General features: G+C 51.9%; 18 protein-coding genes. 10 read left to right on the forward strand and 8 right to left on the reverse strand.

What is annotated here, in order from left to right; translation table 11 throughout:
* Positions 1-144 precede the first annotated feature (144 nt).
* From E1N14_RS03525 to mtgA, 6 genes are all read left to right on the forward strand, one after another.
* Complete coding sequence (locus E1N14_RS03525; protein ID WP_062793733.1) at positions 145-1197, forward strand: endonuclease/exonuclease/phosphatase family protein; 1053 nt, start codon at positions 145-147, stop codon at positions 1195-1197.
* 163 nt (positions 1198-1360) lie between these two features.
* On the forward strand, positions 1361-2551 hold the full coding sequence (locus E1N14_RS03530) for a class I SAM-dependent rRNA methyltransferase (RefSeq protein ID WP_025011273.1): 1191 nt from the start codon (positions 1361-1363) through the stop codon (positions 2549-2551).
* Between the two features lie 194 nt (positions 2552-2745).
* Positions 2746-3486, forward strand: a complete 741-nt coding sequence (locus tag E1N14_RS03535; RefSeq protein ID WP_025011272.1) for a sporulation protein — start codon at positions 2746-2748, stop codon at positions 3484-3486.
* An 80-nt stretch (positions 3487-3566) separates the two neighbouring features.
* Positions 3567-3992: a thioredoxin TrxC gene (trxC, locus tag E1N14_RS03540; RefSeq protein ID WP_025011271.1), complete on the forward strand. Its 426-nt coding sequence runs from the start codon at positions 3567-3569 to the stop codon at positions 3990-3992.
* A complete protein-coding gene (locus E1N14_RS03545; protein ID WP_025011270.1) occupies positions 3968-4636 on the forward strand; it encodes an alpha/beta hydrolase in 669 nt (222 codons plus the stop codon). The genes trxC and E1N14_RS03545 overlap by 25 nt, the downstream gene beginning before the upstream one ends.
* Positions 4637-4795: 159 nt before the next feature.
* Positions 4796-5512 (forward strand): monofunctional biosynthetic peptidoglycan transglycosylase, encoded by a 717-nt coding sequence (gene mtgA, locus E1N14_RS03550; protein ID WP_062793732.1) that lies wholly within the window; start codon positions 4796-4798, stop codon positions 5510-5512.
* A 46-nt stretch (positions 5513-5558) separates the two neighbouring features.
* On the opposite strand, the gene E1N14_RS03555 is transcribed toward mtgA, so the two are convergent.
* Positions 5559-6761 carry a porin gene (locus tag E1N14_RS03555; protein ID WP_062793731.1) on the reverse strand — a complete coding sequence of 401 codons (1203 nt, stop codon included), beginning with the start codon at positions 6759-6761 and terminating at the stop codon, positions 5559-5561.
* Between the two features lie 630 nt (positions 6762-7391).
* On the opposite strand from E1N14_RS03555, the gene E1N14_RS03560 reads away from it, so the two are divergent.
* A complete protein-coding gene (locus E1N14_RS03560) occupies positions 7392-8594 on the forward strand; it encodes a NupC/NupG family nucleoside CNT transporter (RefSeq protein ID WP_028781105.1) in 1203 nt (400 codons plus the stop codon).
* A 32-nt stretch (positions 8595-8626) separates the two neighbouring features.
* On the opposite strand, the gene E1N14_RS03565 is transcribed toward E1N14_RS03560, so the two are convergent.
* Both E1N14_RS03565 and E1N14_RS03570 read right to left on the reverse strand, forming a co-directional pair.
* Positions 8627-10369 (reverse strand): sensor domain-containing diguanylate cyclase, encoded by a 1743-nt coding sequence (locus E1N14_RS03565; RefSeq protein ID WP_025011268.1) that lies wholly within the window; start codon positions 10367-10369, stop codon positions 8627-8629.
* 118 nt (positions 10370-10487) lie between these two features.
* On the reverse strand, positions 10488-10931 hold the full coding sequence (locus E1N14_RS03570) for an Lrp/AsnC family transcriptional regulator (RefSeq protein ID WP_025011267.1): 444 nt from the start codon (positions 10929-10931) through the stop codon (positions 10488-10490).
* A gap of 108 nt (positions 10932-11039) precedes the next feature.
* Here E1N14_RS03570 and E1N14_RS03575 point away from each other — a divergent pair, with 108 nt between their 5' ends.
* Positions 11040-11624, forward strand: a complete 585-nt coding sequence (locus tag E1N14_RS03575) for a LysE family translocator (protein ID WP_062793730.1) — start codon at positions 11040-11042, stop codon at positions 11622-11624.
* Between the two features lie 76 nt (positions 11625-11700).
* Here E1N14_RS03575 and E1N14_RS03580 read toward each other — a convergent pair whose 3' ends face one another.
* The gene (locus E1N14_RS03580; RefSeq protein ID WP_025011266.1) at positions 11701-13728 is read right to left on the reverse strand and encodes a S9 family peptidase; all 2028 of its coding nucleotides are present in this window, start codon (positions 13726-13728) and stop codon (positions 11701-11703) included.
* Positions 13729-14031: 303 nt separating this feature from the next.
* Here E1N14_RS03580 and E1N14_RS03585 point away from each other — a divergent pair, with 303 nt between their 5' ends.
* A complete protein-coding gene (locus E1N14_RS03585) occupies positions 14032-15399 on the forward strand; it encodes an L-cystine transporter (protein WP_025011265.1) in 1368 nt (455 codons plus the stop codon).
* 140 nt (positions 15400-15539) lie between these two features.
* Here the strand turns inward: E1N14_RS03585 and E1N14_RS03590 are convergent, their stop codons facing one another.
* Complete coding sequence (locus E1N14_RS03590; RefSeq protein WP_062793729.1) at positions 15540-16841, reverse strand: type II toxin-antitoxin system HipA family toxin; 1302 nt, start codon at positions 16839-16841, stop codon at positions 15540-15542.
* The gene (gene hipB, locus E1N14_RS03595; protein WP_025011264.1) at positions 16841-17089 is read right to left on the reverse strand and encodes a type II toxin-antitoxin system antitoxin HipB; all 249 of its coding nucleotides are present in this window, start codon (positions 17087-17089) and stop codon (positions 16841-16843) included. The genes E1N14_RS03590 and hipB overlap by 1 nt, the downstream gene beginning before the upstream one ends.
* A 512-nt stretch (positions 17090-17601) precedes the next feature.
* Between hipB and E1N14_RS03600 the strand changes: the two genes are divergently transcribed.
* On the forward strand, positions 17602-19293 hold the full coding sequence (locus tag E1N14_RS03600; RefSeq protein ID WP_025011263.1) for an ATP-binding cassette domain-containing protein: 1692 nt from the start codon (positions 17602-17604) through the stop codon (positions 19291-19293).
* Between the two features lie 10 nt (positions 19294-19303).
* Here the strand turns inward: E1N14_RS03600 and E1N14_RS03605 are convergent, their stop codons facing one another.
* Both E1N14_RS03605 and E1N14_RS03610 read right to left on the reverse strand, forming a co-directional pair.
* On the reverse strand, positions 19304-19678 hold the full coding sequence (locus E1N14_RS03605) for a PH domain-containing protein (RefSeq protein WP_014386412.1): 375 nt from the start codon (positions 19676-19678) through the stop codon (positions 19304-19306).
* A gap of 10 nt (positions 19679-19688) precedes the next feature.
* Entirely contained in the window at positions 19689-21614 is a 1926-nt protein-coding gene (locus E1N14_RS03610; RefSeq protein WP_025011262.1) for a peptidase U32 family protein, read from the reverse strand.
* Positions 21615-21806: the final 192 nt, after the last annotated feature.

Consider the following 21806-nt stretch of genomic DNA (forward strand, 5'->3'; position numbering starts at 1 on the left):
GGCGGTATGTTGTTTATTTGTTGGGTTATTGGGGTGGAAGGGGTAGCCGTAAGGTTGTTTTTGGGGCGCTATTGGACAAATCCCAGCAGCGGCTTAATATCAACACTATCACTCAGCAGAGTTACCGGAGCCGCAACGCTTTTCATGTCTTCCAATATCCGCATCGCCAGCCTGAATCTGTTCAACTTTGCCATGCCGCCGCTGGCGTTTCATGAGTTCAACAACATCTATACCCAAGGACAGTGGCAACAAAAGTGCGACTGGATAGCCCGCTGGCTGCAGCAGGCGCAGCCAGATCTGGTGGGCTGGCAGGAGGTATTCAGCCCCGAGCCGCTACGCGAATTGTGTCAGTCTGCCGGTCTTGCCCACTTTGCGCTGGTGGATTCGCCGGTCATAGAAGGCTTTGTTGCCCGCAAGAGTGTGGTGGCTCTGGCAAGCCGTTTTCCGATTGTTTCCTTGGTGGCGGTAGCGCTGGATGCCGAACTGGCATTTTCACTGGGACTCAAGGATGAGTTTCAAAGTAGTCGTCAGATACTGAGAGCCACCTTGATGCTGCCTGGGATCGGCCACTGTGATACCTATGTGGTGCATTTCAAATCACCTCGCAACAAGTTGCCCAAGGGCGCGGTCGAGTTGCAAGGTGCCGCCGGGCTGCTTGCCGAGAGTGCGCTGGGACGGTGGTCAGCCGCTTTGCAGCGTGGCAGTGAGGCCATGTTGTTGTATCAGGCGATACTCAAGCGGCGCCGGCAAAGCGACAACGCTGTGGTGCTGATGGGGGATTTCAACGCCGGCATAGATTCCAGTGAACTCAAGGGCCTATTGGTGGGCGCCGGACAGCTCTACAACGGGGATATTCGCGCTGCAGGCCTCCACGGCTTGCCTGATGAAAGGTTGAAACTGCAACTGGCACATTTTCAGCTGCTTGACGCCTGGCAGCTCTGGCGAGAAGTCTCTGAGCCAGCCTGCGGGCAAGTGACAGCTACTCGCCCCGTGACCCATTTTCACGGCTCTCAAGGCAGTGTGGTCGACTATCTGTTGTTGAGTCAGGAGTTTGATGCCCGTAGCCAGCATAGCCTGGCAGAAGTGGTGGATTATCGGGTTTATGACAAGCATCTGCTGCGGCCGCAGTTTGAGCAGGATGCACAGGCGAGCGACCATACACCAATACTGGCAGAAGTCCGTTTACGCCATCCCTGACGCTGCACTCAAGTGGGCTAATCAAACGGCCGAAAGTCCCAAAAACGCGCGAAAAAGTTGTCGAAAACTCCTGTGGTGAGCCGACTTTTAGGCTATTATTCGCCCCTTGAAAAGTCAGTCGGGTCATCAGGACCCGGTTGCCGACACTCCAGACAGGCGCATCATGGTACTCAAAATCAAACTTAGACCCGGCCGGGAAAAATCCCTGCTGCGGCATCACCCCTGGGTCTTTTCCAGCGGCATTCACAATATCAAAGGCAAACCACAAATGGGCGAAACGGTTGAAGTTGTTGCCCATGATGGCCGCTGGCTGGGGCGGGGCTCCTGGTCGCCGGAGTCGCAGATCCAGGTGCGGATTTGGAGCTTCAATCGTGATGAAGAGATAGACAGGGAGTTCTTCAAACGCCGCATAGTGCGGGCCCAAAAGGGACGTGATGCCCTGATTGCCGAGCAGGGGCTTACGGGTTACCGCCTTATTGCCGCCGAGTCGGACGGTTTGCCCGGGATCACCATAGACAAGTATGCCAATGTGCTTGTGTGCCAGTTGCTGTCGGCCGGCGCCGACTATTGGCGCGATACATTGGTCTCTGTGCTCTCTGAGCTCTACCCGGACTGCGCCATCTACGAGCGCTCCGATGTCGAGTCACGTAAAAAAGAGGGCCTGGAGCTGGTTACCGGCCTGCTGCATGGCGAATTGCCGGCCATGCCTGTGGTGATAGAGGAAAACGGTATCAAGATCGCCGTGGATGTGACCAAGGGTCACAAGACGGGTTTCTATCTGGATCAGCGTGACAATCGTGCCATGGCTGCCCGTTTCGTCAAGGGTCAGTCTGTGCTCAACTGCTTCTGTTATACAGGCACTTTTGGCCTCTATGCCGCCAAGGGCGGCGCCGCCAGTATTGAGAATGTCGATGTTTCCAAGCTGGCGCTGGACACGGCGAAGCAGAACATGGCACTCAATCAACTGGACGACAGCCATGTGCATTACCATGAGGCCGACGTCTTCAAGCTGCTCAGACAATATCGCGATGAAGGGCGTAAGTTTGATGTCATAGTGCTGGATCCGCCCAAGTTTGCCGATAACAAGGCGCAACTCAACGGTGCCTGCCGCGGTTATAAAGATATCAATATGATCGCCATGCAGCTGTTGCAGCCGGGCGGCACTCTGTTGACTTTCTCCTGCTCGGGGCTGATGCAGGCGGATCTGTTCCAGAAGATAGTGGCCGATGCGGCGTTGGATGCAAAGCGCGAGTTGCAGTTTATCGAGCGCCTGTCACAGGCTTCGGATCACCCCATAGGTGGCGCTTTCCCGGAAGGCTTTTATCTCAAAGGTTTGGTGGCCAGAGTCTGGTAACTCAGGCCACTTTGGTTAACCAGGCATGATCAACAAAGAACAAAGGGGGCGTGGCTCCCTTTTTTGTTCCTAATCTTTTTTCAACCACCGCTATCTGTGCTGTTGCCGTCTTGGGTTAACCCCTGGTGCCCTTTACTCTATGGGGAAAAGGGGCTTAAATGCGGCAAGGTCTATTAAGTAAACAGGAACAGAGGATGTTTAAGAAACTGCTTGCCGCAATTGGCGTTGGTGGTGCCAGTGTAGATACCCGCTTGCTCAATGCCAGCCTGCAACCCGGGCAAACCTTTGAAGCCAGAATCGTGCTCAAAGGCGGCGAGGTAAGCCAAAGTATTGCCGGCCTGGAGCTGGCCCTAATGACCCGGGTTAAGGTCAGTGATGGCGACAGCAGCCACTTTATCAATCATTGCCTGGCCAGCTGGCGCATCAGCGAGGGCTTTGAACTTCAGGCCGGAGAGGAGAGAGAACTGCCTTTCATCGGTCAGTTGCATCCTGAGACCCCATTTACCGAGTTGCCTGTGCGTAACAATCAATGCCGGGTCTGGCTGCAAACCGGGCTGGCGATAGATTACGCCATAGATCCGGGCGATCAGGATCTGCTGCCGATCCAGCCTACCCAGCTGTTGCTGCACCTGCTGCAGGCCATGGAGGAGCTGGGCTTTGTCCTTAAAAAAGCCGATGTCGAGCAAGGCTATATCAACACCTCTGGGTTTCGCAGTGGTTCAGGCTGCTATCAAGAGTTGGAGTTTGTACCCGCAGGGCTTGGGATCCGCCTTTTGCGTGAAGTGGAGCTCACCCTGGTACCGGCCGGAAAGCAAACCCATATCTTGCTGGAGCTGGACCGGGCCTTTCGCGGCGATGGCTATCTGAGTCTGACCTTGGATAACCAGGCCGATTATCCCCAGGTGTTGGCCGCGTTGCAGCCTCATCTGGTTTGAGTCGACTGGCTTGAGCCTGGCGTGAGTCATCCCCATATCTCACAATGTGCGGCGATAACGCCGCTTGAGAGGAGAGTTCTATGTTGATTGCGTGTCCCCAGTGCGCTGGAATGAACCGGGTGCCGGAAGAACGGCTGTCTCAAGGCCCTAAGTGCGGTCACTGTAAGCAGCCTTTATTTCAGGGCAAACCCTTTGAGCTGACCGGCGCCAACTTTGCCAACCATGCCCACAAGTCAGAGCTGCCGTTGGTGGTGGATTTCTGGGCCAGTTGGTGTGGCCCCTGCAAACAGTTTGCCCCCATATTCGAGCAGAGTGCGGCCGAGCTGGAGCCGGAGTTTCGTTTTGGCAAGCTGGATACCGAGGCTCAGCAAGCGCTGGCGGCTCAGTATGGGATCCGCTCCATTCCGACCATAATACTGTTCAAAAATGGCCGCGTGATAGCCCAACAGGCCGGTGCCATGCCCAAACAGGCATTCCTGCAATGGCTCAAGAGCCAGCCAATTTGAGGCTGGATAACAAAAAAGCTCTGGTGGTGCTGGTTCATGGCTTCAATAAAGATGAGCGCGACATGGGATTTCTGGCCCAAGGCTTGGCCCGGCAATACAGTATCCTGTGCCCCAGATTGCCCACCCGTTTCGGCTCACTGCAACAAGCGGTAGCGACATTGCGCCAGGCGCTGGATGAGCAGAATTGGCAGCAGTATACCAGGGTGCACTTTGTGGCTCACAGTATGGGAGGCTTAATCGTCCGGCAACTGCTGGTAGAGCAGCCGCCCGACAATTTGGGCCACAGTGTGTTTATTGCCACGCCCCATGATGGTTCACCGCTGGCGAGCCTGGCCGATAAGCTTCCGGGATATTCCCGGCTATTTCAGCCGCTGCAATCTCTGCTGCCGGGGCAGCGCTGGGCAAGTTGGCGCGAGGATAGTCAGGCTCATCTTGGGATCATCGCCGGCAGTGGGACTCAAGATCCCTTGGGTACCTTGATTGACGGCGAGTCCGATGGCCGGGTACCCCTGGCTTCTACCCGTTGTGATGATGCCAGTGATTGGATGGTGTTGCCCCTGTGCCATAAGGCCATACATTGGCATCAGGATACGCTGGCGGCAGTACAGGGCTTTCTTGAGCGCGGCAGCTTCGGCGCTGACTAAGGGGCTAAGAAAAGCGCCGCTGAGTCTCCCGGGTGCTCCGGATAAGCTTACAGATTGTCATTCCGGGCCTGGTTCGCACCTTGCAAAATACTCAATTATTATTCACAGAGGGTTTCCAGGCTCACTCAGTTTGGGGGAGCTTATTTATCAGGAGCGAATTTGGCCGCGAAAAAGGGATGGTTTAGGCGACTGACAGCCTGGCTGATAAAACTGCTGTTGGGCTCGGTGATACTGTCCCTGCTGATGGTGATTGCCCTTAAGTTTGTTAACCCACCGCTGTGGAGCTGGCGTATTGAACGCTATTGGTTTCCGCCTGCGCCGGTCAAACAGGTACAACATCAGGTGCAACATCAGTGGCAGCCGCTGACTCAGATATCTGCCAATATGCAACTGGCGGTGATCGCCAGTGAAGATCAGCGTTTTGCCCTTCATTCCGGTTTTGATCTCAAGGCGATTCAGACTGCCATAGAAGATAAACTTCAGGGGGAGCGTCTCAGAGGCGCCAGCACCTTGAGCCAGCAAACCGCCAAGAACCTGTTTATGTGGTCTTCGCGCAGCTTTATTCGCAAGGGGGCCGAAGCCTGGTTCACCCTGCTTCTGGAGCTGGTGTTGGATAAGCCCAGGATCCTTGAGTTGTATCTGAATATTGTCGAATTCGGCCCGGGGATCTACGGCGTCGAAGCGGCGGCGCAGCACTACTTTCATAAGAGCGCCGCCCAGTTGTCGTCCCGCGAGGCAGCCTTGCTGGCCGCCTTGTTGCCCAATCCCTGGCAATATCAAATCAATCCCCCCAGCGCTTACATGAACCGCCGCGCCGACTGGATCCAGCAACAGATGCGGCAACTGGGAAGCGGAACCCTGAAGCAATTGCAATAAAAAAGCCCGCTGGTCAAACGGGCAAACCTGCAAAGGGAGAACAGGTCTAAAAGTTGTATTGTACTCCTATGGCTGCGCCGTCATCCTCTGAGTCGGCCATGCCGGCGAGGCTGGAATGGATCTCACTGCAGTCTTTCCGGGCCTCCAGGAATAGGGTCACACTGCGGTCCAGCTGATAATGCAATCCGGCAAATACGAACTGCCGCTTGAATTCATCGCCGCCATAGGCGCTGGCATATTCGGCACCGGCATCGAGCATGTTGTAGGAGATGAATGGACGCAGGCCATTGATAAATTGATAGGATATCCAAGTTTCCACACCTTGGGATTTTGGCAACATGCGCCCCAAGTTATCGGTATCGTGCCAGGCGTTATGGTTGTAGTTAGCCGCGGCAAACAGGCCGTCACAGCCAAAGCAACCATAGCTGATTCCCATGCCATAGATGTAATCTGTCTCTTGTTGCTGCCGTTGGCCGGCACGTATGATGTCTATATCACCCGTGTTGCCACCCAAGGTGAGTTTCCAACCTCCGTCCAGCTGGTAGGCAAGGGCAACTCCGTAGGTGTTGTACATTCGCACTTGAGTGTCATGGAATGAGTCATTCAACATGGAACCCGGAGGGAAAGGATTTATTGGGTCACCACTGGCCTTGAGTTCGGTTAATTCATCTTTGATTTGTGCCTGAACAGCCAACTCGAATGCTCCCCAGCTGTTGCGGTATTGCACGATTTTGTCACCGCGGCCGACACCATTGATTGCGCCATCGCCTTTGTTATAGCTGAATACTCCGGCAGCGTTGCCATCCCACACCATGCCTTGGTTGGTGGCACCGACAACGTCGTACCATACCCCCCATTGCTTACCGAAGGAGATGCGGCCATAGTTTTCATGGCTGAAGCCGACATAACCCAATCTATTACTGAGAAAATCGTCACTTTCGGCATGTAAGGCACTGTCGCTGCTGTATACCAAATCGGTTTTGCCAACGGCGTTGACGCCCCATTCGAATAGAGTGTCTATGACCCAGCCGTTATTGAGCTTATGGTCGAAGCCGAAGCGTACTCTGGAGCCGGCATTGGCCATCTCGGTTTTTCCCTGGGTGTTGATCACATGCAGTTGCAACCTACCGCCTACAATCACCTGGTTATTCTCATCGCCATAGATTTCGACGGCACTGGCCGTAAAACTTGCCAATATTGATATGACCAATAAGGCTATGGGGTTAATTGCCGGACTTGAACCTTTCATCTTGTTTTTGTTTCACTCTCACTATTTTTATCCGGATTTTATTGAGGCTTTTTCTTTTTTAAAGTGGTTTGTCCTGGCTCTTGTGGAATTAACACTTGTTGCCGAGTTCTATGACTAAATTATTGATGGGTTTTAATCTACGTTGATGATGGTTGTTTTTCTCTAACCTTTTAATTATTGGTGTTTTTTATTTTCCTTTGAGTAGTTTTTACACTTAAGTGAAAAGTGGAATATAAAGCATGATTAATTTTTGTGTTTAATCCGTTTTCGCTTTTCGATTTTTTGTTGTTTTTTGGTGGTATGGCCTGTTTTCAGGTTGCCGTTGTTGGCTTTTGTGATTGGTTTTGTGTTTTTAATTGTTGCTATATGTTTTGGTTTTTTATTGCCAACAAGAAGATTGTTTGTTTTTTGAACTTAATCTTATCAAGCTTGATCGATAACACTATGAATGGATTTAATAATCTATTATTAATTAATATTCATGAATTTGCTTGGATTCACTGTTGTACTATTGCCGATCACATTGTTTTTAACTTATTCAAGATTATTAAAATCACAACACACTCATATTCAGTTTTTACTGAATTAACTTTTGAGTGGCTAAAAATAAAACAGCGTTAGGTGGATGCTATGGAATATGTAAATTTTTTTGTAGGTATGTTGGCCATTCTTGGCTTGGCACTATTGGCTAACCTTAATAACTGGCGCCAGATAAAAATCCGCTACGTGATACAACTGCTGCTGGTGGAATTGTTGCTGGCTTGGTTCCTGTTGAACTCTTCTGTTGGGGTGACAATAGTGGGGGGCTTTGCCGCCGCTTTCTCCAAGTTACTGGAGTTTGCCAAGCAAGGGACGGATTTTGTATTTGGCAGTGTGACCAATGAGGGGGGATTTACCTTTTTCTTCATGGTGTTGATGCCGATTATTTTCATTTCTGCCTTGATAGGTATATTGCAGTATTTGAGAGTCCTGCCCTTGATCATCAAGGGGATAGGTATCTGTCTCAGTAAGATTAACGGTATGGGAAAGTTGGAGTCATTCAATGCCGTGAGCTCCATGATTGTGGGCCAGTCAGAGAACTTCATTGCCATCAAGAACCTGGTTCCTCACATGACAGACAAGCAGATGTACACCCTATCTGCCACAGCCATGTCCACAGTATCCATGTCGATTGTCGGTTCCTATATGCAGCTTATAGAGCCGCGTTTTGTGGTGACCGCCTTAATACTGAATATGTTCAGTACCTTTGTGGTGCTCAATATTATCAACCCCTATGAAGTGGATAATTCGACCACAGACCAACTGATGACTGCCGATAAAAAGAGTAGCGGCAAGGTCAGTTTCTTCGAGATGCTGGGGGAATATATCATTGCCGGTTTTACCGTTGCCGTCATAGTCGCGGCCATGTTGATTGGCTTTATCGCCCTGATTGCCTTGGTCAACTATCTGTTTGAGGTGGTGTTCGGTATCAGTTTCCAACAGGTATTGGGTTATGTGTTCTATCCCTTGGCCTGGTTGATAGGTATTCCTGCCAGCGAAGCGATGCAAGCGGGCAGTATCATGGCCACCAAGTTGGTAACCAATGAGTTTGTCGCCATGATAGATATGAGCAAAATGGTCAAAGAGGGGGCCTTGTCGGCTCATACTACTGGAGTGTTGTCGGTGTTCCTGGTGTCTTTTGCCAACTTCAGTTCAATTGGAATGATTGCCGGCGCGGTGAAGGCGCTCAGCCCCGAAAAAGGTGCTGTAGTATCCCGCTATGGTCTCAAACTGGTTTACGGGGCGACTCTGGTCAGCTTATTGTCGGCGGTTATTGCAGGCATCATGCTCTAAGCAGTGGGGAGCCGAGGCTCCCCCCTGTTTCTTCAAACCGAGTCTGCGGCGGCCGGTAAGCTCTCTAGCGCCCCTGGCGTGTCGGCACATACACGATTGCGGCCACTGTTTTTGGCTTGGTATAGCGCGCGGTCGGCTCGTTTTACGGCCGCTTCTATCGATTCTGTTGCAATTTCAACCTCAGCCACGCCCAAGCTTATGGTGCAACTTATCCTGTCTCCCGTGTCGGCGGTTAGCTGCATCGCTTCGACATTGAGGCGCAGCTGCTCGGCTCGCTGCAAGGCTTGGCTTAGGGGGGCTCCCGGCAGCAAGATCACGAACTCTTCACCGCCGAAGCGGGCCGCCATCTCGGCTCCTTGGCAGTGTTGCTTCAATAATTTGGCCAGGGCGACTATGACCCTGTCGCCCAAGTGATGACCAAAGTTATCGTTGATCTGCTTGAAACTGTCTATATCCAGAATAAGCACAGAGATAGCCTCGCCATTGCGGCCGGCCAGCTTAAGTTGATAGTCGGCCTCAGAATAGAAATAGCGCCGGTTATAGAGTTTGGTCAGAGGATCTGTGGCCGCCTGGCGTTTGAGTTCTTCCTGCGAGGCGCGGATATCCTCCAGGATTTTAATCCTGTAGGAGATGATAAATGCCAGGGTCAGGGCTTCCAGCATAATACCTATGCCGACCCCGTGGCTGCTGAGATAGCTCGGAGAGATCAAGCCCTTGTAGAAGAGCACGGCTATGCCGTTGAAGATCACGAAGAAGCTGTGGCCCACCAGAAAGTACTTCACCAGGGGGTTGCCCTTGCGATAGAGGGAGATACTCACAGAGAAGGTCACCAGCATCATGAGTGCAGCCAGGCTGCTGGCGGGTTTGAGTGCCGCAGAGATATCAAATAAGCCCCAGAACAGGGTCGCCAGCAGTAACAGCAACATCAGCTGCAACGCCTTGTGCTCTGTGGGGTAGAACTGCCTGGTCTCGAAGATGGCCGTCATAAACAGCAGCAGGAAAATCGGCATGGTGATCAGCGACAGATTGAGCATGAAGACGCTCGAGCCGTAGGCGTTGAACACGCTGGCAACTAGACCATAGGATAAGGCTATCCACACCAGACCCGAGATCAGATACAACGAATAGTAGATGTTCTCTTTCTTACTGGTGGCGAAATACAGCAGGCAGTTGTAGAACACCAGTGCCAGCAACATGCCCACCATAAGTGCAATATCATAGTGAGTGCTCACCAGGGCCCGCCGCGAGTTTTCCTCATCCATCAGTGTCATGGCAAACCATTGATGGGAGTAGGCGTGGCTACGAATATACAGGGTTGTTATCTGATCTGGGGCCAGCTTCAATGGGTAGACGCCTGTACCCCGATACATGAGTGGGTTGTCGGCGGCCTGTTCGAGATCCAACTGCTCGTGTCGTTGCAGTTGTTGGCCGCTTTCCTCATATATGTCGATTTGCTGCACATGGTAAGCATGGGGCAGGTGTAAAAACAGCGGCTTTTCCTGCGAGAGCTTATTGTGCAGTATCAGCTTGAACCAAGTGACCCTGGCATTGGTGCCCAAGGTGGTGACATTATTGGTTACGCCGAAAGGCTTCTGGCTTGCCTGCTCAAAACCGAGGCTCTGGCTGTCATCAACAAAATAGCCGATTTTGAATTCATCAAGTGCGACGTTGCTTTGTTCTATGTCAACAATGGGAAGCTTAACCTGCTCTAATGCAAATAGTTTTAGGCTGGTTAGCAGCAAAAACAAGCACAGCAACGCATATCTCAATTCCATTCAGGTATCCATCTTCCCTGGCGCCGGCATGTCCAGGCGCCTCTTTATTGCTCAATGGTACCCAAGGATAAAAAGTGTCGCCAGCAATACCATGCGACATGCGGTTTATCGCAGACAATTATTGACGTTGATCTTTCGGTGAATCCATTACCACCATGGTGGTGATGGATTTGACTTGAGGATATTCTCCGAGGACTTCGGCATGAAAACGTTTATAACTGCTGAGATCTTTGGTCTCGACCCGCAACAGGTATTCGTTGGCGCCTGTGATATTGTGGCACTCGATCACTTCTTTGGCGTAGCGGATATGCTCTTCAAAGCCCAACTGGGATTGTTTACTGTGACTGTTGAGGCCTATGGCGACGTAAGCAATAAAACCTATGTTCAGTTGGCTCTTGTCCAATACGGCCCGGTAGCCCTTGATCAGTTTTTTTCGCTCCAGTTCCTGTACCCGCCTCAGGGTGGCAGAGGGAGATAATCCCACCCGCTCGGCCAGCTCGACATTGGAGATCCGGCCATCACTCTGTAGCCCTTGCAATATTCTTTCGTCAAATCTATCCATGGTGATGTTTTGTTGCTTAATTTTCACTTTAAGAGCAAATATAAGCACAAAATTGCGTCCCAATCCATCTAGTATTTGCTGACTGTTTATTTCAGGAGTAAAGCAAGAATGGAGCCTAATTTGCTATGGCCTTTGGTGATGTTTGCCTTTGTTTCAACCGTGACCCCAGGGCCCAACAACATCATGTTGATGACTTCAGGTGCCAATGTGGGTTTTGTTCGCACCTTACCGCATATGCTGGGGATAGTGCTGGGGTTCAGCCTGATGCTGTTGTTGGTGGGGATCGGCGTGACCGGCTTGTTTCAGGCCTATCCTTGGTTGCACCAGTTACTGAGTTTGCTCTGTATTGCTTACATGGTGTATCTGGCGCTGAAAATCGCCTTGAGTCGTCCGGGAAATACCAATGAAGGTTATCGCAGCATGACCTTTATCCAAGCGACATTGTTTCAGTGGCTCAATCCCAAGGGATGGTCCATGGCGCTGGCTGCGGTGAGTCTATACAACCCGAGTGCCAGTTGGCAGCAGTTGTTGCTGATCTCTGTAATATTTGCCTTGGTCAATGTCCCGTCTGTCAGTATCTGGACCCTTATCGGCAAACAGTTGAGTCGCTGGCTGACGGCGCCCAACTACGCCCGTGGTTTTAACCTGTTGATGGGCGGTCTTTTGCTGGCATCCATAGTACCCATGCTCTGATGTTCGCTTCCATGGCATTAATATGAAAGAAGGCGACCCTGAGTCGCCTTCTTGCTTGGATGCCGATTATCGGCGATTAACGCGGGCCCGGCTCGGCATAATGGGTCATCCAGTCTTTGACCTGGTTATACCAATAGATGGAGTTGTTGGGCTTCATGATCCAGTGGTTCTCATCGGGGAAATAGATCATCCGCGATTCCACTCCACGGCTTTGCAGGGTGCGGAACAGCTCAAAACCTTGTCCCACGGGCACCCGGTAGTCCAGCTGACCATGGCTCACCAGCGTCGGGGTATTGAAACCGGCGGCAAAGTAATGGGGTGAAATCGACTGGTAGATTTCCGGGTTTTCCCAGTAGTGGCCGAAGCGGGTGCTGTGTACGGCGAAGTCGGAAGCCATCTGGGAGTACATGTCGTACACGGCGGCATGGATCAACAGCGCCTTGAACGGATGTTTCTGCCCGAGGATGATGGAAGTCAGATAGCCGCCGTAGCTGGCACCACCGGCCACCATGCGATCGCTGTCGATCCAGCTCTTTTGTTCAAACCAGTCGGCTGCCTTGAGGACATCATCCAGAGACTTGTTTTTCCAGTCCGGGTTGATGGCATCGGAAAAGTCCTGGCCGAAGCCGCTGGAACCGTGGAAATTGGGCCAGGCAGTGACATAACCCCAGGAGGCGAAGGTCTGGGCGTTCCAGCGATAGTGGAAACCATCACTGATGGCGTTGTGTGGGCCGCCGTGTACCAGCATAAACAGCGGGTACTTCTTGCTGCGATCGAAACCCGGTGGGTAGTGCACCCACATCTGGATATCCTGGTTGTTGTAACCCTTGTAGGTCACAGACTCATAGCTGCCCAGATCCACATCCTTGAGCAGTTCGTCATTGAACTGCTCCAGCCTTTGGCCCTTGCCGTTCTTGGGATTGATCGCCAGCAGTCGCGCCGGATAAAGGAAGCTGTCGTTGAGGGCAATCAGAGTACCTTTCTTGCCTATCTGCGGCTGACCATAGTTGGTGTCCTTGGTGATCGCCTTCACTTTGCCGCTCTTGGCATCGATATGATAGATACGGCTGGTGGCGGCATCATCAATGGCGGCGTAGAAGCCTTTGCCATCCGGCGTCCAACTGAACTGAGACACAGATCTGTCCCAATTGGCGGTCAGGGTCTTGAGCTTACGGCTGTGGATATCCAGCAGCATCAGCCTGGAGGTGTCGGCATAGAAACCCGGGATCTTCTGGCGAGTGAAGGCCAGCGTCTTGCCGTCGGGGCTGAAGCTTGGGCGGCTATCGGGCGCTTCGTTGTCCGGTGTCAGGTTTTCTGCCTTGTCTGCGCCTATCTTGCCGAGGAAGATGTCCAGCTTGGGATCGACCCGGTTGTCGGAACCGTAGGCGTTGAAGGCGATCAGTTTCTCATCGGCAGAAACATCATAGCTGCCGGCACTTTGACTCGAACGAGGCAGCTCATGGCCCAGCGTTTGAGTAATGGCTTCTATCTCGCCTCCCTTGGCGGAAATTCGGAACACATGCGCCTGACGACGTTCATCCAGCCAGTGATCGAACTGGGCATAGGGCAGGGCATTCCACTGCTTGGCCGAGGTCTTGTTGTCCTTGTCGGCTTTCAGCTGATCTTGCATCTGCTTCCAGTCCTGCCCGGGGAAGATGTTGCTGATGAAATAAAGATGTTTGCCAACCCATTTGATGCCATACACGCCGGTAGGCACTTCGGTCAGCCGCTGGGCTTCACCCGGGCCATTCATCGGCAGCAGATAGATCTGCCCGGCATCGTCTTCATTACGCTGGCTGACAAAGGCCAGAGTGTTGCCATCGGGAGAAAATACCGGGTTGCTCACCTTGAGTCCGGCGGCAGTCAGTGGGCGTTGATGTTTGCCATCGGCATCAAAGTACCAAAGTTGGGTCGACCCTTTGTCGGCCTTGACATCATACTCGGTCACGGGGGCGATGATATGCTCGCCGCCGGGCGATACTACCGGGCTGCCGATACGCTTGAGTTGCCACAATAGCTCAACCGACAAGGGCTTGCCCGGCTCTGCCCACGCCGATGCCAGTGGCATCAAGAGGCAGAGCAACAGAATTCCAACCTTCTTCACGGAAAGTCTCCTTTAGATACAGATAGTTATTATATTTGGCAGCGAAGGCTGCCTCGGGAGTATATCCCCGGATGATGAAAACAAGCTTATCCGGGCACGGTTTGATGGGATTATTTTGTGTAACTTTCTGTTAGCGATCGTACGGTATCGTGCGAAATTTGGCCGTTTTGTATGGGGTTAAGTCAGGTTATTTATAATCAGAGGCTATAAAGAATAATAACTTAATATTTTGTCGTGCTTAAACTAGCGCTTATTATGCGGTAGATTCTCTCTTCATATACCGTTTCCCGTATAAGGTTCCATATGTCTATTGCAGTTATCGCATCCATTGCGGTATTTCTCGGCGTTCTGTTTATTCTGTTTCACCAACAGCAAAAAGAGCACAAATTATCCCGGCTGGTGCTGATCGGTTTAATCCTCGGCAGTGCCTATGGTTTCCTGATGCAGTCTTACTTTGGCGTGGACAGCCCGGTCACTGCAGAGGCGCTCAGTTGGATAGCCATAGTCGGTGGTGGCTATGTGGCCTTGCTGAAGATGGTGATCATGCCCTTGGTGTTGGTGTCCATGGTAGCGGCAGTGGTCAAGTTGGATAAGGGCGGCTCGCTCGGCAAGATCTCCTCCCTGACCATATTTATTTTGATGGCGACCACGGCCGTAGCGGCTTTGATAGGTATTCTGGTCACTTCCATCTCAGGGATTTCTGCCGAGGGGCTGATAGCCGGTAGCCGGGAAACGGCGCAAATGGCGGTATTGGATACCAAGGCGGCTTCGATTGCCGATCTGACTGTACCGCAAATGCTGCTGAGCTTTATTCCGGTAAATCCTTTTGCCGATCTGGCTGGTACCCGTTCCACTTCCATCATTGCCGTGGTGATTTTTGGTATCCTCCTCGGGATAGCGGCCCGCAAAGTGATGCATGAGAAAGAGCAACTGGAATCCCCTATACGAACCTTTGTTGAAGGTGCGCAGGCGATTGTTATGCGCCTGGTGAAGATGATTATGGCGCTGACTCCCTATGGTATTGCCGCGCTAATGGCCAAGGTGGTCGCCTCTTCCAGCGCTGCCGACATGCTCAACCTGTTGGGCTTTATTCTGGCGTCTTACGTCGCCATCCTACTGATGTTTGTTGTTCACGGCATGCTGGTGGCTATGGTAGGCGTTAGCCCGCTGGACTACTTCCGTAAAATTTGGCCCGTGCTGACCTTTGCCTTCTCGTCGCGCAGTTCGGCGGCGACTATTCCATTGAATGTCGAGGCTCAGGTGACCCAGCTGAATGTGCCGCCGGCCATTGCCAATCTGGCGGCCTCGTTCGGTGCCACTATCGGTCAGAACGGCTGCGCCGGTATCTATCCTGCCATGTTGGCTGTCATGGTGGCGCCCAGCATGGGCATAGATCCACTGGACTTGCATTTCATGCTGTCCTTGATTGCCATAGTGACCATCAGCTCCTTCGGGATAGCCGGTGTCGGTGGCGGTGCAACATTTGCGGCGCTGATCGTCCTGCCTGCCATGGGGCTGCCGGTGGCCATTGTGGCGCTGCTGATCTCCATCGAGCCGCTGATTGATATGGCGCGTACCGCCTTGAACGTATCCGGCTCCATGACCGCAGGTACCATGACCAGTCGGCTATTGAAGCAAACCACGGAAAACCAGACGGCCGAGCAGCAGTAAGTTGCCCCGGCTAACGGCTTGAGAAAAAGGATGCTGCGGCATCCTTTTTTAGATTGGCACGGGTAATGAAAATCTTACTTAAAAAGGAAATTAACCCGCATCCGCTTATGGAAATGGCATTTAAAATTAATATCTTATAGCTAGATTTTTTTAATTATTTTGTTGGCATTCTCAAAAATGGAGTCGGAGATATGCTCTGGAAAGCCCTCCGGTAGATTCGCCCTTACTTGCGAGATTGCCTCAGGTAACGCACCTTTCATTTCATCCATTATTCTTTGCATCTTATCCTGACTAAAATTCACAGCTTTCGCAGTATCTAAAAAGTGACGAGGCAGGATTTTATTGATTTCATACTTCTTGCCTTTTGTGGCTTTTAATCCCATAGCGAGCTTAAGTTGTCTAATATTGAGTCCTTTTCCTCCCAGTAATGGGTAGGCTGAAAGAATGTCGTAGAATGGAGTGAGTCGATAGCTACCTCCTCTATCAATATAGATAGAAAAGTTTTTAGCATGTCCATCCGTAGCCCCAATGATCCATTGAAATACCTGGAATCTCATGAAGTTATATCGATCTTCAAGTGCATTACTTGAGCCCATTAATAACTTCATGATCTGTTCTATGCCTGGACCACCTTGAGATTCATATTTGATGGATGATGGCATACCAAACACTTGGCAAATATCTTCTTGAGGTAAGCGTAGCAAGCCTGCTCTGTCTTTTGTCCAGCGTCGATCAAATCGTTCTACAGCTAAAGCTTTAAGGTTGTCTGTTTTGATTATATTGACGCTGGGAACTGCGAATCCCAGCGCTTTAGCTAGCTCAATGCAAAGATATTCATTTTCTACGCTATCTTTGAGATCCAGTGTCGCGTTAGCTTGTGGTATTTCGCCTATTGGCAGCTTGATAATGTGAGTGGTTGGGGTGTTTCCTTTCGGTATACACCATTGTCCATCAATGAATAAGAGTGCGGTTTTTTCTTGAGCACCTGCCACTGAGATCCTAAAGTCTTCTTCCTCTTTGAGCATCCCGAGGGGAATATCAGACTTGTATGCAGAAAGAACGGCTTCTAGTTTCTTATTATCCAATATTTCGTAGCTGAGTGGCTCTTTTTTATAGGGGTGTTCGGGAGGAAATAGTGCAATAGCGCCAACACTATCCTTTCCAATTTCTTTCAAGAGATCAAATGGTTGTTTGGACGAGGCTTTGTACCTTGCAACGATCCTATCTCTGACTTGTGGGCTGTCTGGTAAGAGGTTGTCAAAATAGTTGATAACGGCATCGGAAGTGATAGTCGGTAATTGAAGCCTCAAAGACAATGACAGTGGGCGAGTCATTGCATTGGTTATCCAGTCCTTATCATATTGAAAAGTGTGAGCGCCGTTCTTATGCTTCGCCAAGGTGCCAACAAGTTCACCATTCATGTATGCTATTAGCTTTTGCATTACCAACTCTCATCATCATTTTCACTTGGCGAAGTCAGCTGTGTTTTTTCTTGGATACTCAGTGTTAGATCCATAGCTTGTACAAGCTTAAAGAAGGTAGAAAGCGTTGTTTTGTTGGGGTTGTTCTCGAAGTTCGAGATTGTTGCTTGCTTTATACCGACTTTTTTCGCCAACTCTGACTGAGTCCAGCCATTCTTTTGGCGTATCAGTAGCATCATATCTGCGAGTTGCTTTGGACTATATATCATTAGTTCCAGCCCTCAATGATTAGAGATGAATTTTAAAGTTATCTCATATCCCCACTAGAGGATTAGCTAGCATTTATCCCTTTGTTGGGATAAATGCTACTTTATACCCACTGGGGTATAATTGACTGAATATCCGCTATTGAGGATATTTAGTCAATAGAAGTCAGAAGGAACAATGATATTGAGCTGAGTCATATACTGCTCTAGCATCCTGTTTAGTTTTGAGCCGCACTCTCATCCCAAAGGACAACCCCCCAAAGGGGACAAGCTGGATCTTTGTTGTCTCAGGCGGTTATAATTCCGCCATCCTCGCCTATTGGAGCTCACGCCAAAATGAACAACTGACACCTGATCACCAATCTTTTTTACTTTTCCATTATTAGATTGGCAGGGTCGGTCGGCGTGTTCGCTCAAGTCTTTATTGTTGCAGTCAGTTGGCACTCATTCGCCATGTCATGACTGCTTAAACCCGGATCGGATCTCGCCGTGCCTCCCTGTCTGCAGGAGGCAAGATGCAGGCATTTAATGCAAGACAAATCTCACTCTATACTCATGGCCTTGAGCCATTGTTTGCCGATATCAGCTGTAACCTGAGCGCTAGAATGACCGGCCTGATTGGTCGCAACGGCATAGGCAAGAGTTTGCTGGGCGAAATACTCTGCGGTTTGAGAGCGCCGGATAGCGGCACGGTTGAGCGCCGGGGCATTTGCGGTATATACCGGCAGCAGCAAGAACCAAAGCTGCTAACGGCCGCAGCAAGCCGGGTTGATGGCCCCTCGTTCCAAGTGCCGACAATGCAAATCGGAAGCTGCCTGAGCCAATGCCTGGGCTTGGCGACCAGATTACAGGCGCTGACACAAATAGAGCAGGGCTGTTGTGACAGTCATTGGTTTGAGCAGCTCAATGACGACTGGCAGGTGCGGCAAACCTTTTTCGAACTCTGCCGGGAGCTGGGGTTGCCGGCAGAGCCCGAGCTTGAGTTCGAACGCCTCAGTGGTGGCCAGCAGGCCAAGTTGAAACTATGGCGTTTGTTTCAAAGCGAGGCAGACTGGTTGCTGCTCGATGAGCCTTCCAATCATTTGGACAGAGGCGGTAGACAGTGGCTGCGGCAGCGGATGTCGGCATTTTCTGGGCAGATCCTGCTGATAAGCCACGACATAGAGCTGCTGCGACAGATGGATGAAATCTGGGAGCTCAACAGCTTGGGGCTCGATTCCTATGGCGGCAACTATGACAGCTATTGGCATCAGCACACCCTGGCACAGCAAGCGCTTGATCGCAGGTTGGAGAATGTCGTCAAGGCCCAGCGTCAGGTAAGAAAGCAGGCGCAGTTGAGTCGGGAGCGGGCACAACAGAGAGCAGCCAAAGGGGAGAAATTGGCGCGCAGTGGCAGCCAGGCCAAAGTGTTGCTCGACCGTCAAAAAGAGCGGGCCGGTGCCAATGCGGCGGCCATGGCGACCCGGGAGCGGCAACATCAGCGACTGCTGGACTCTGAGCTTGCCGGGCTGAAACAGCAGTGTGAGCAAAGGCGCAGGCAAAACCTGACTCTGGGGCGCGAAACCCATGGCCAGCCAGTGGCAAAGCAGACTTTGGTAAGGCTATTGGACGCTGTCTTGCCCTATGGCAGTCGAGAACCTATCAATTTAACCCTCAGCAGTGGCGAGAAACTGCGTTTGGCGGGGGCCAATGGCAGTGGTAAGTCCAGCTTGCTTCGGGTCTTGCAGGCTAGGCTGGCGTTGAGCTCTGGGCAAGTGCAACTCAATGGCCACAGTGTCTATCTGGATCAGCATTTCAGCTTACTCAAGCCAGAGTGGACACTGCTGGAAACCCTGCAGCGCTGTGCTCAAGTTGATAGCAGCCCGATTAATCATAACCAGGTGAATCACAGCCTGATGGATGACAGTCAGCGCCGCACTCTGCTGGCCCAGATAGGCTTTCGCGCCGAGCAGGTGCACCGCACTGTGGCTTGTCTCAGCGGCGGTGAAAAGATGAAGCTGGCCATGCTTTATGTCAGTCATCAGCGGGGCAATCCCTTACTGCTGCTGGATGAGCCTGACAATCATCTGGATATAGAATCGAAAGCGCGTCTGGCAGCGGCGCTGGCAGCATACCCGGGCGCTTTTATTCTGGTCAGTCACGATGAGGAGTTTGTGGCGCAGACCGGCATTGAAGAAGCGTTTTCCCTGTCAAATAGCGGATCTTAAACTTTTAACCTCAGAGCGTGAATTTGGCTATGGTTTTTTGAATACCCACCACATCAGTGCCGCGCTTGAGCTCTTTGACCAGGGGCTCTGCCTGGCCTGAGATCCACAGCTTGAGCTCGGCATCCATATCGAAGCGTCCGGCGGTTTCCACTTCAAAGTGCACTATCGCCTTGTAGGGGATGGAGTGATAACTCACTTTCTTGCCGGTCATGCCTTGTTTATCTATCAAGATCAGGCGCTTGTTGGTGAAGACAAACATGTCGCGAACCAGTTTATAGGCCAGCTGCAACTGTTCGCTGTCGGCCATAATCGGCGTCAGTTCTTCGTTGAGTTTATCCAGATCCACTTCACTGGCGTTGCCCATCAAGGCGTTCAAAAATCCCATGTTTTTCTCCTTAGCCTACCAACAGCATTTCACACTTATGGCAGTCGAACACCAGCTTGAACTGCTTGCCACCCAGCTCCATTTCCAGCGGCTCGGCCTTGATCCCCGGCACTTCTTTGGGGCACATGTTGTAGCTGTAACGTATGCAGTGCTTGGTGATCATCAAAGGCGCATCGCCTTTTACCGGCCGCACTTCATAGGCATCACGGATGGACACCACCCCGTGACGGGTATAGAAGTCCTTGGCCTTTTGGTTGGCAACATTGCCTAGATAGGTCAGGCTGCGCTGCGGGAAGCGGGCACTGTCGTCCCGTACCCAGGGTGTGGGTCTTTGATACCCCTGAATGCGCGCTTCGTCCAGCGCAGCAATGGCATCACGGCGCAGGCCATTGATGATGGATGCCGGTACAAAAACGGCTTCGGCATCGCCCAAATCCACTTGTCCGAGACGAAAATCTGTATTGCCCAGCTTGGCGAGATGCTTGCCGAGTGATTCACGGTTGCGGCCAATATCCTTGGCCTGCTGTTTTTCGAAGTCAGCGGTCACTGTCGCCTGATGACCATGACGGTCGGCAGCGGTTAGCGCCAGACCTGTCTGGGTATTGCTGAGGCTGAAGTCCAGCAACAGGGTTCGCTCGGCAGATTCTTTGGCCAGCAGGGCTTCAAAGGCCTGATCTTTGTTGCGATACAAGGTGGCACCGACATAGAGATCTTTCGGCATGTTTTTCAGATACAGGGTGTTACCCTCGGCGCGGTTGACCCGAAAACCTGTCAGCTTGTCATCCGACAACCTGGCCTTTTGATAGTTGGCGGCGAAGAAGCCCAGGCCATCACCGTTGTGGAACTCGGCATTCGAGTCGACCTGGATGAAGTCTTTGCCTATCTTGCTGACTTTACCTACTTCTACTCCCAAGTATTTCGGGGTGCGGAAGTCGCCGATGTCTGCCTTGCGCTCATTGACAAAGTAGTCCGTCTTGCCGCGGTTAAAGCTCTTGTCCGGATCCGGGGTGAAGCTGTAGCGGCAGCGGCCGTGGGACGAGGGTTCAAACTCGGGTCGACGCGCCATGATGGCATCCAGTTGCTGGCGGTAGTGAGCGGTAACATTCTTGACGTAGCTGAGGTCCTTGAGTCGGCCCTCTATCTTGAAGGAGCGGATCCCGGCGTCGATCAGCGCTTCGAGGTTATCTGTCTGATTGTTGTCCTTCAGCGACAGCATATGGTCGTTGCTGGCAATGATGTCGCCCTGGCGGGTCTTGAGATTACCCGGCATCCGGCATTGCTGTGAGCATTCGCCGCGGTTGGCACTGCGGTCTGTGTAGGCTTCACTGATATAGCATTGGCCGCTGTAGGCCACGCACAGGGCGCCATGGATAAAGAACTCCAGTCGCATCTTGGTCTCGGCGGCCACGGCGCGAATTTGGCTCAGACTCAGCTCCCGCGCCAACACTACTTGGGAGAAGCCCACATGCTCGAGAAAGGCGACTTTGGCCGGAACCCTGTTATCCATCTGGGTACTGGCGTGCAGTGCAATAGGTGGCAAGTCCAGCTCAAGCAACCCCAGGTCCTGCACAATAATGGCATCGGCACCTGCCTCGTACACGGCCCAGATCAGGCGATTGGCTTCTTCCAGTTCATCGTCCAGCAATATGGTATTGAAGGTGACAAATACCTGGGCGTGATATCTATGGGCAAACTCACACAGGCGAGCAATGTCCTCGACACTGTTGCCGGCAGTATGGCGGGCACCGAACGCCGGGCCACCAATGTAGACGGCATCCGCCCCGTGGCGAATGGCCTCGATACCGAAATCGGCATTCTTGGCCGGAGCCATCAACTCCAGCTTATTGTCGGCCAGTTGCACCGCTTGGCTGGGGGCGGCATCAGGGGCTTGTGCCTGTTGGCCGGGATTAAAGAGTTCAACACCTGTAGTGGACATGGCTTACCGCTCGTCTGGAAATGCCTGAAAATTTCGGGCACAAATTATAGCAGAGCCAGTAATTCATGAAAGCCTAAGGAATCAGATGCACCAATTTCTTCGGTTGGAAAGTGGCTGCCTGGCTTGAGAGCAACCGCTGATGGAAGGTTTCAGGCGGACAAAAAACGGGAGCCCTGAGGCTCCCGTTGGCAG

The organism is Shewanella algae (genome assembly GCF_009183365.2).
Taxonomy (GTDB): domain Bacteria; phylum Pseudomonadota; class Gammaproteobacteria; order Enterobacterales; family Shewanellaceae; genus Shewanella; species Shewanella algae.

Bases quoted from the DNA above. Each gene is read 5' to 3' on its own strand.
- E1N14_RS03525 (WP_062793733.1), top strand. From the start codon at position 145: ATGTCTTCCAATATCCGCATCGCCAGCCTGAATCTGTTCAACTTTGCC.
- E1N14_RS03560 (WP_028781105.1), top strand. From the start codon at position 7,392: ATGGAATATGTAAATTTTTTTGTAGGTATGTTGGCCATTCTTGGCTTG.
- trxC (WP_025011271.1), top strand. From the start codon at position 3,567: ATGTTGATTGCGTGTCCCCAGTGCGCTGGAATGAACCGGGTGCCGGAA.
- hipB (WP_025011264.1), bottom strand. From the start codon at position 17,089: ATGATATATAGTCCAAAGCAACTCGCAGATATGATGCTACTGATACGC.
- E1N14_RS03535 (WP_025011272.1), top strand. From the start codon at position 2,746: ATGTTTAAGAAACTGCTTGCCGCAATTGGCGTTGGTGGTGCCAGTGTA.
- E1N14_RS03570 (WP_025011267.1), bottom strand. From the start codon at position 10,931: ATGGATAGATTTGACGAAAGAATATTGCAAGGGCTACAGAGTGATGGC.
- E1N14_RS03555 (WP_062793731.1), bottom strand. From the start codon at position 6,761: ATGAAAGGTTCAAGTCCGGCAATTAACCCCATAGCCTTATTGGTCATA.
- E1N14_RS03590 (WP_062793729.1), bottom strand. From the start codon at position 16,841: ATGCAAAAGCTAATAGCATACATGAATGGTGAACTTGTTGGCACCTTG.
- E1N14_RS03530 (WP_025011273.1), top strand. From the start codon at position 1,361: ATGGTACTCAAAATCAAACTTAGACCCGGCCGGGAAAAATCCCTGCTG.
- E1N14_RS03575 (WP_062793730.1), top strand. From the start codon at position 11,040: ATGGAGCCTAATTTGCTATGGCCTTTGGTGATGTTTGCCTTTGTTTCA.
- E1N14_RS03565 (WP_025011268.1), bottom strand. From the start codon at position 10,369: ATGGAATTGAGATATGCGTTGCTGTGCTTGTTTTTGCTGCTAACCAGC.
- E1N14_RS03605 (WP_014386412.1), bottom strand. From the start codon at position 19,678: ATGGGATTTTTGAACGCCTTGATGGGCAACGCCAGTGAAGTGGATCTG.
- E1N14_RS03600 (WP_025011263.1), top strand. From the start codon at position 17,602: ATGCAGGCATTTAATGCAAGACAAATCTCACTCTATACTCATGGCCTT.
- E1N14_RS03585 (WP_025011265.1), top strand. From the start codon at position 14,032: ATGTCTATTGCAGTTATCGCATCCATTGCGGTATTTCTCGGCGTTCTG.
- E1N14_RS03545 (WP_025011270.1), top strand. From the start codon at position 3,968: ATGGCTCAAGAGCCAGCCAATTTGAGGCTGGATAACAAAAAAGCTCTG.
- E1N14_RS03610 (WP_025011262.1), bottom strand. From the start codon at position 21,614: ATGTCCACTACAGGTGTTGAACTCTTTAATCCCGGCCAACAGGCACAA.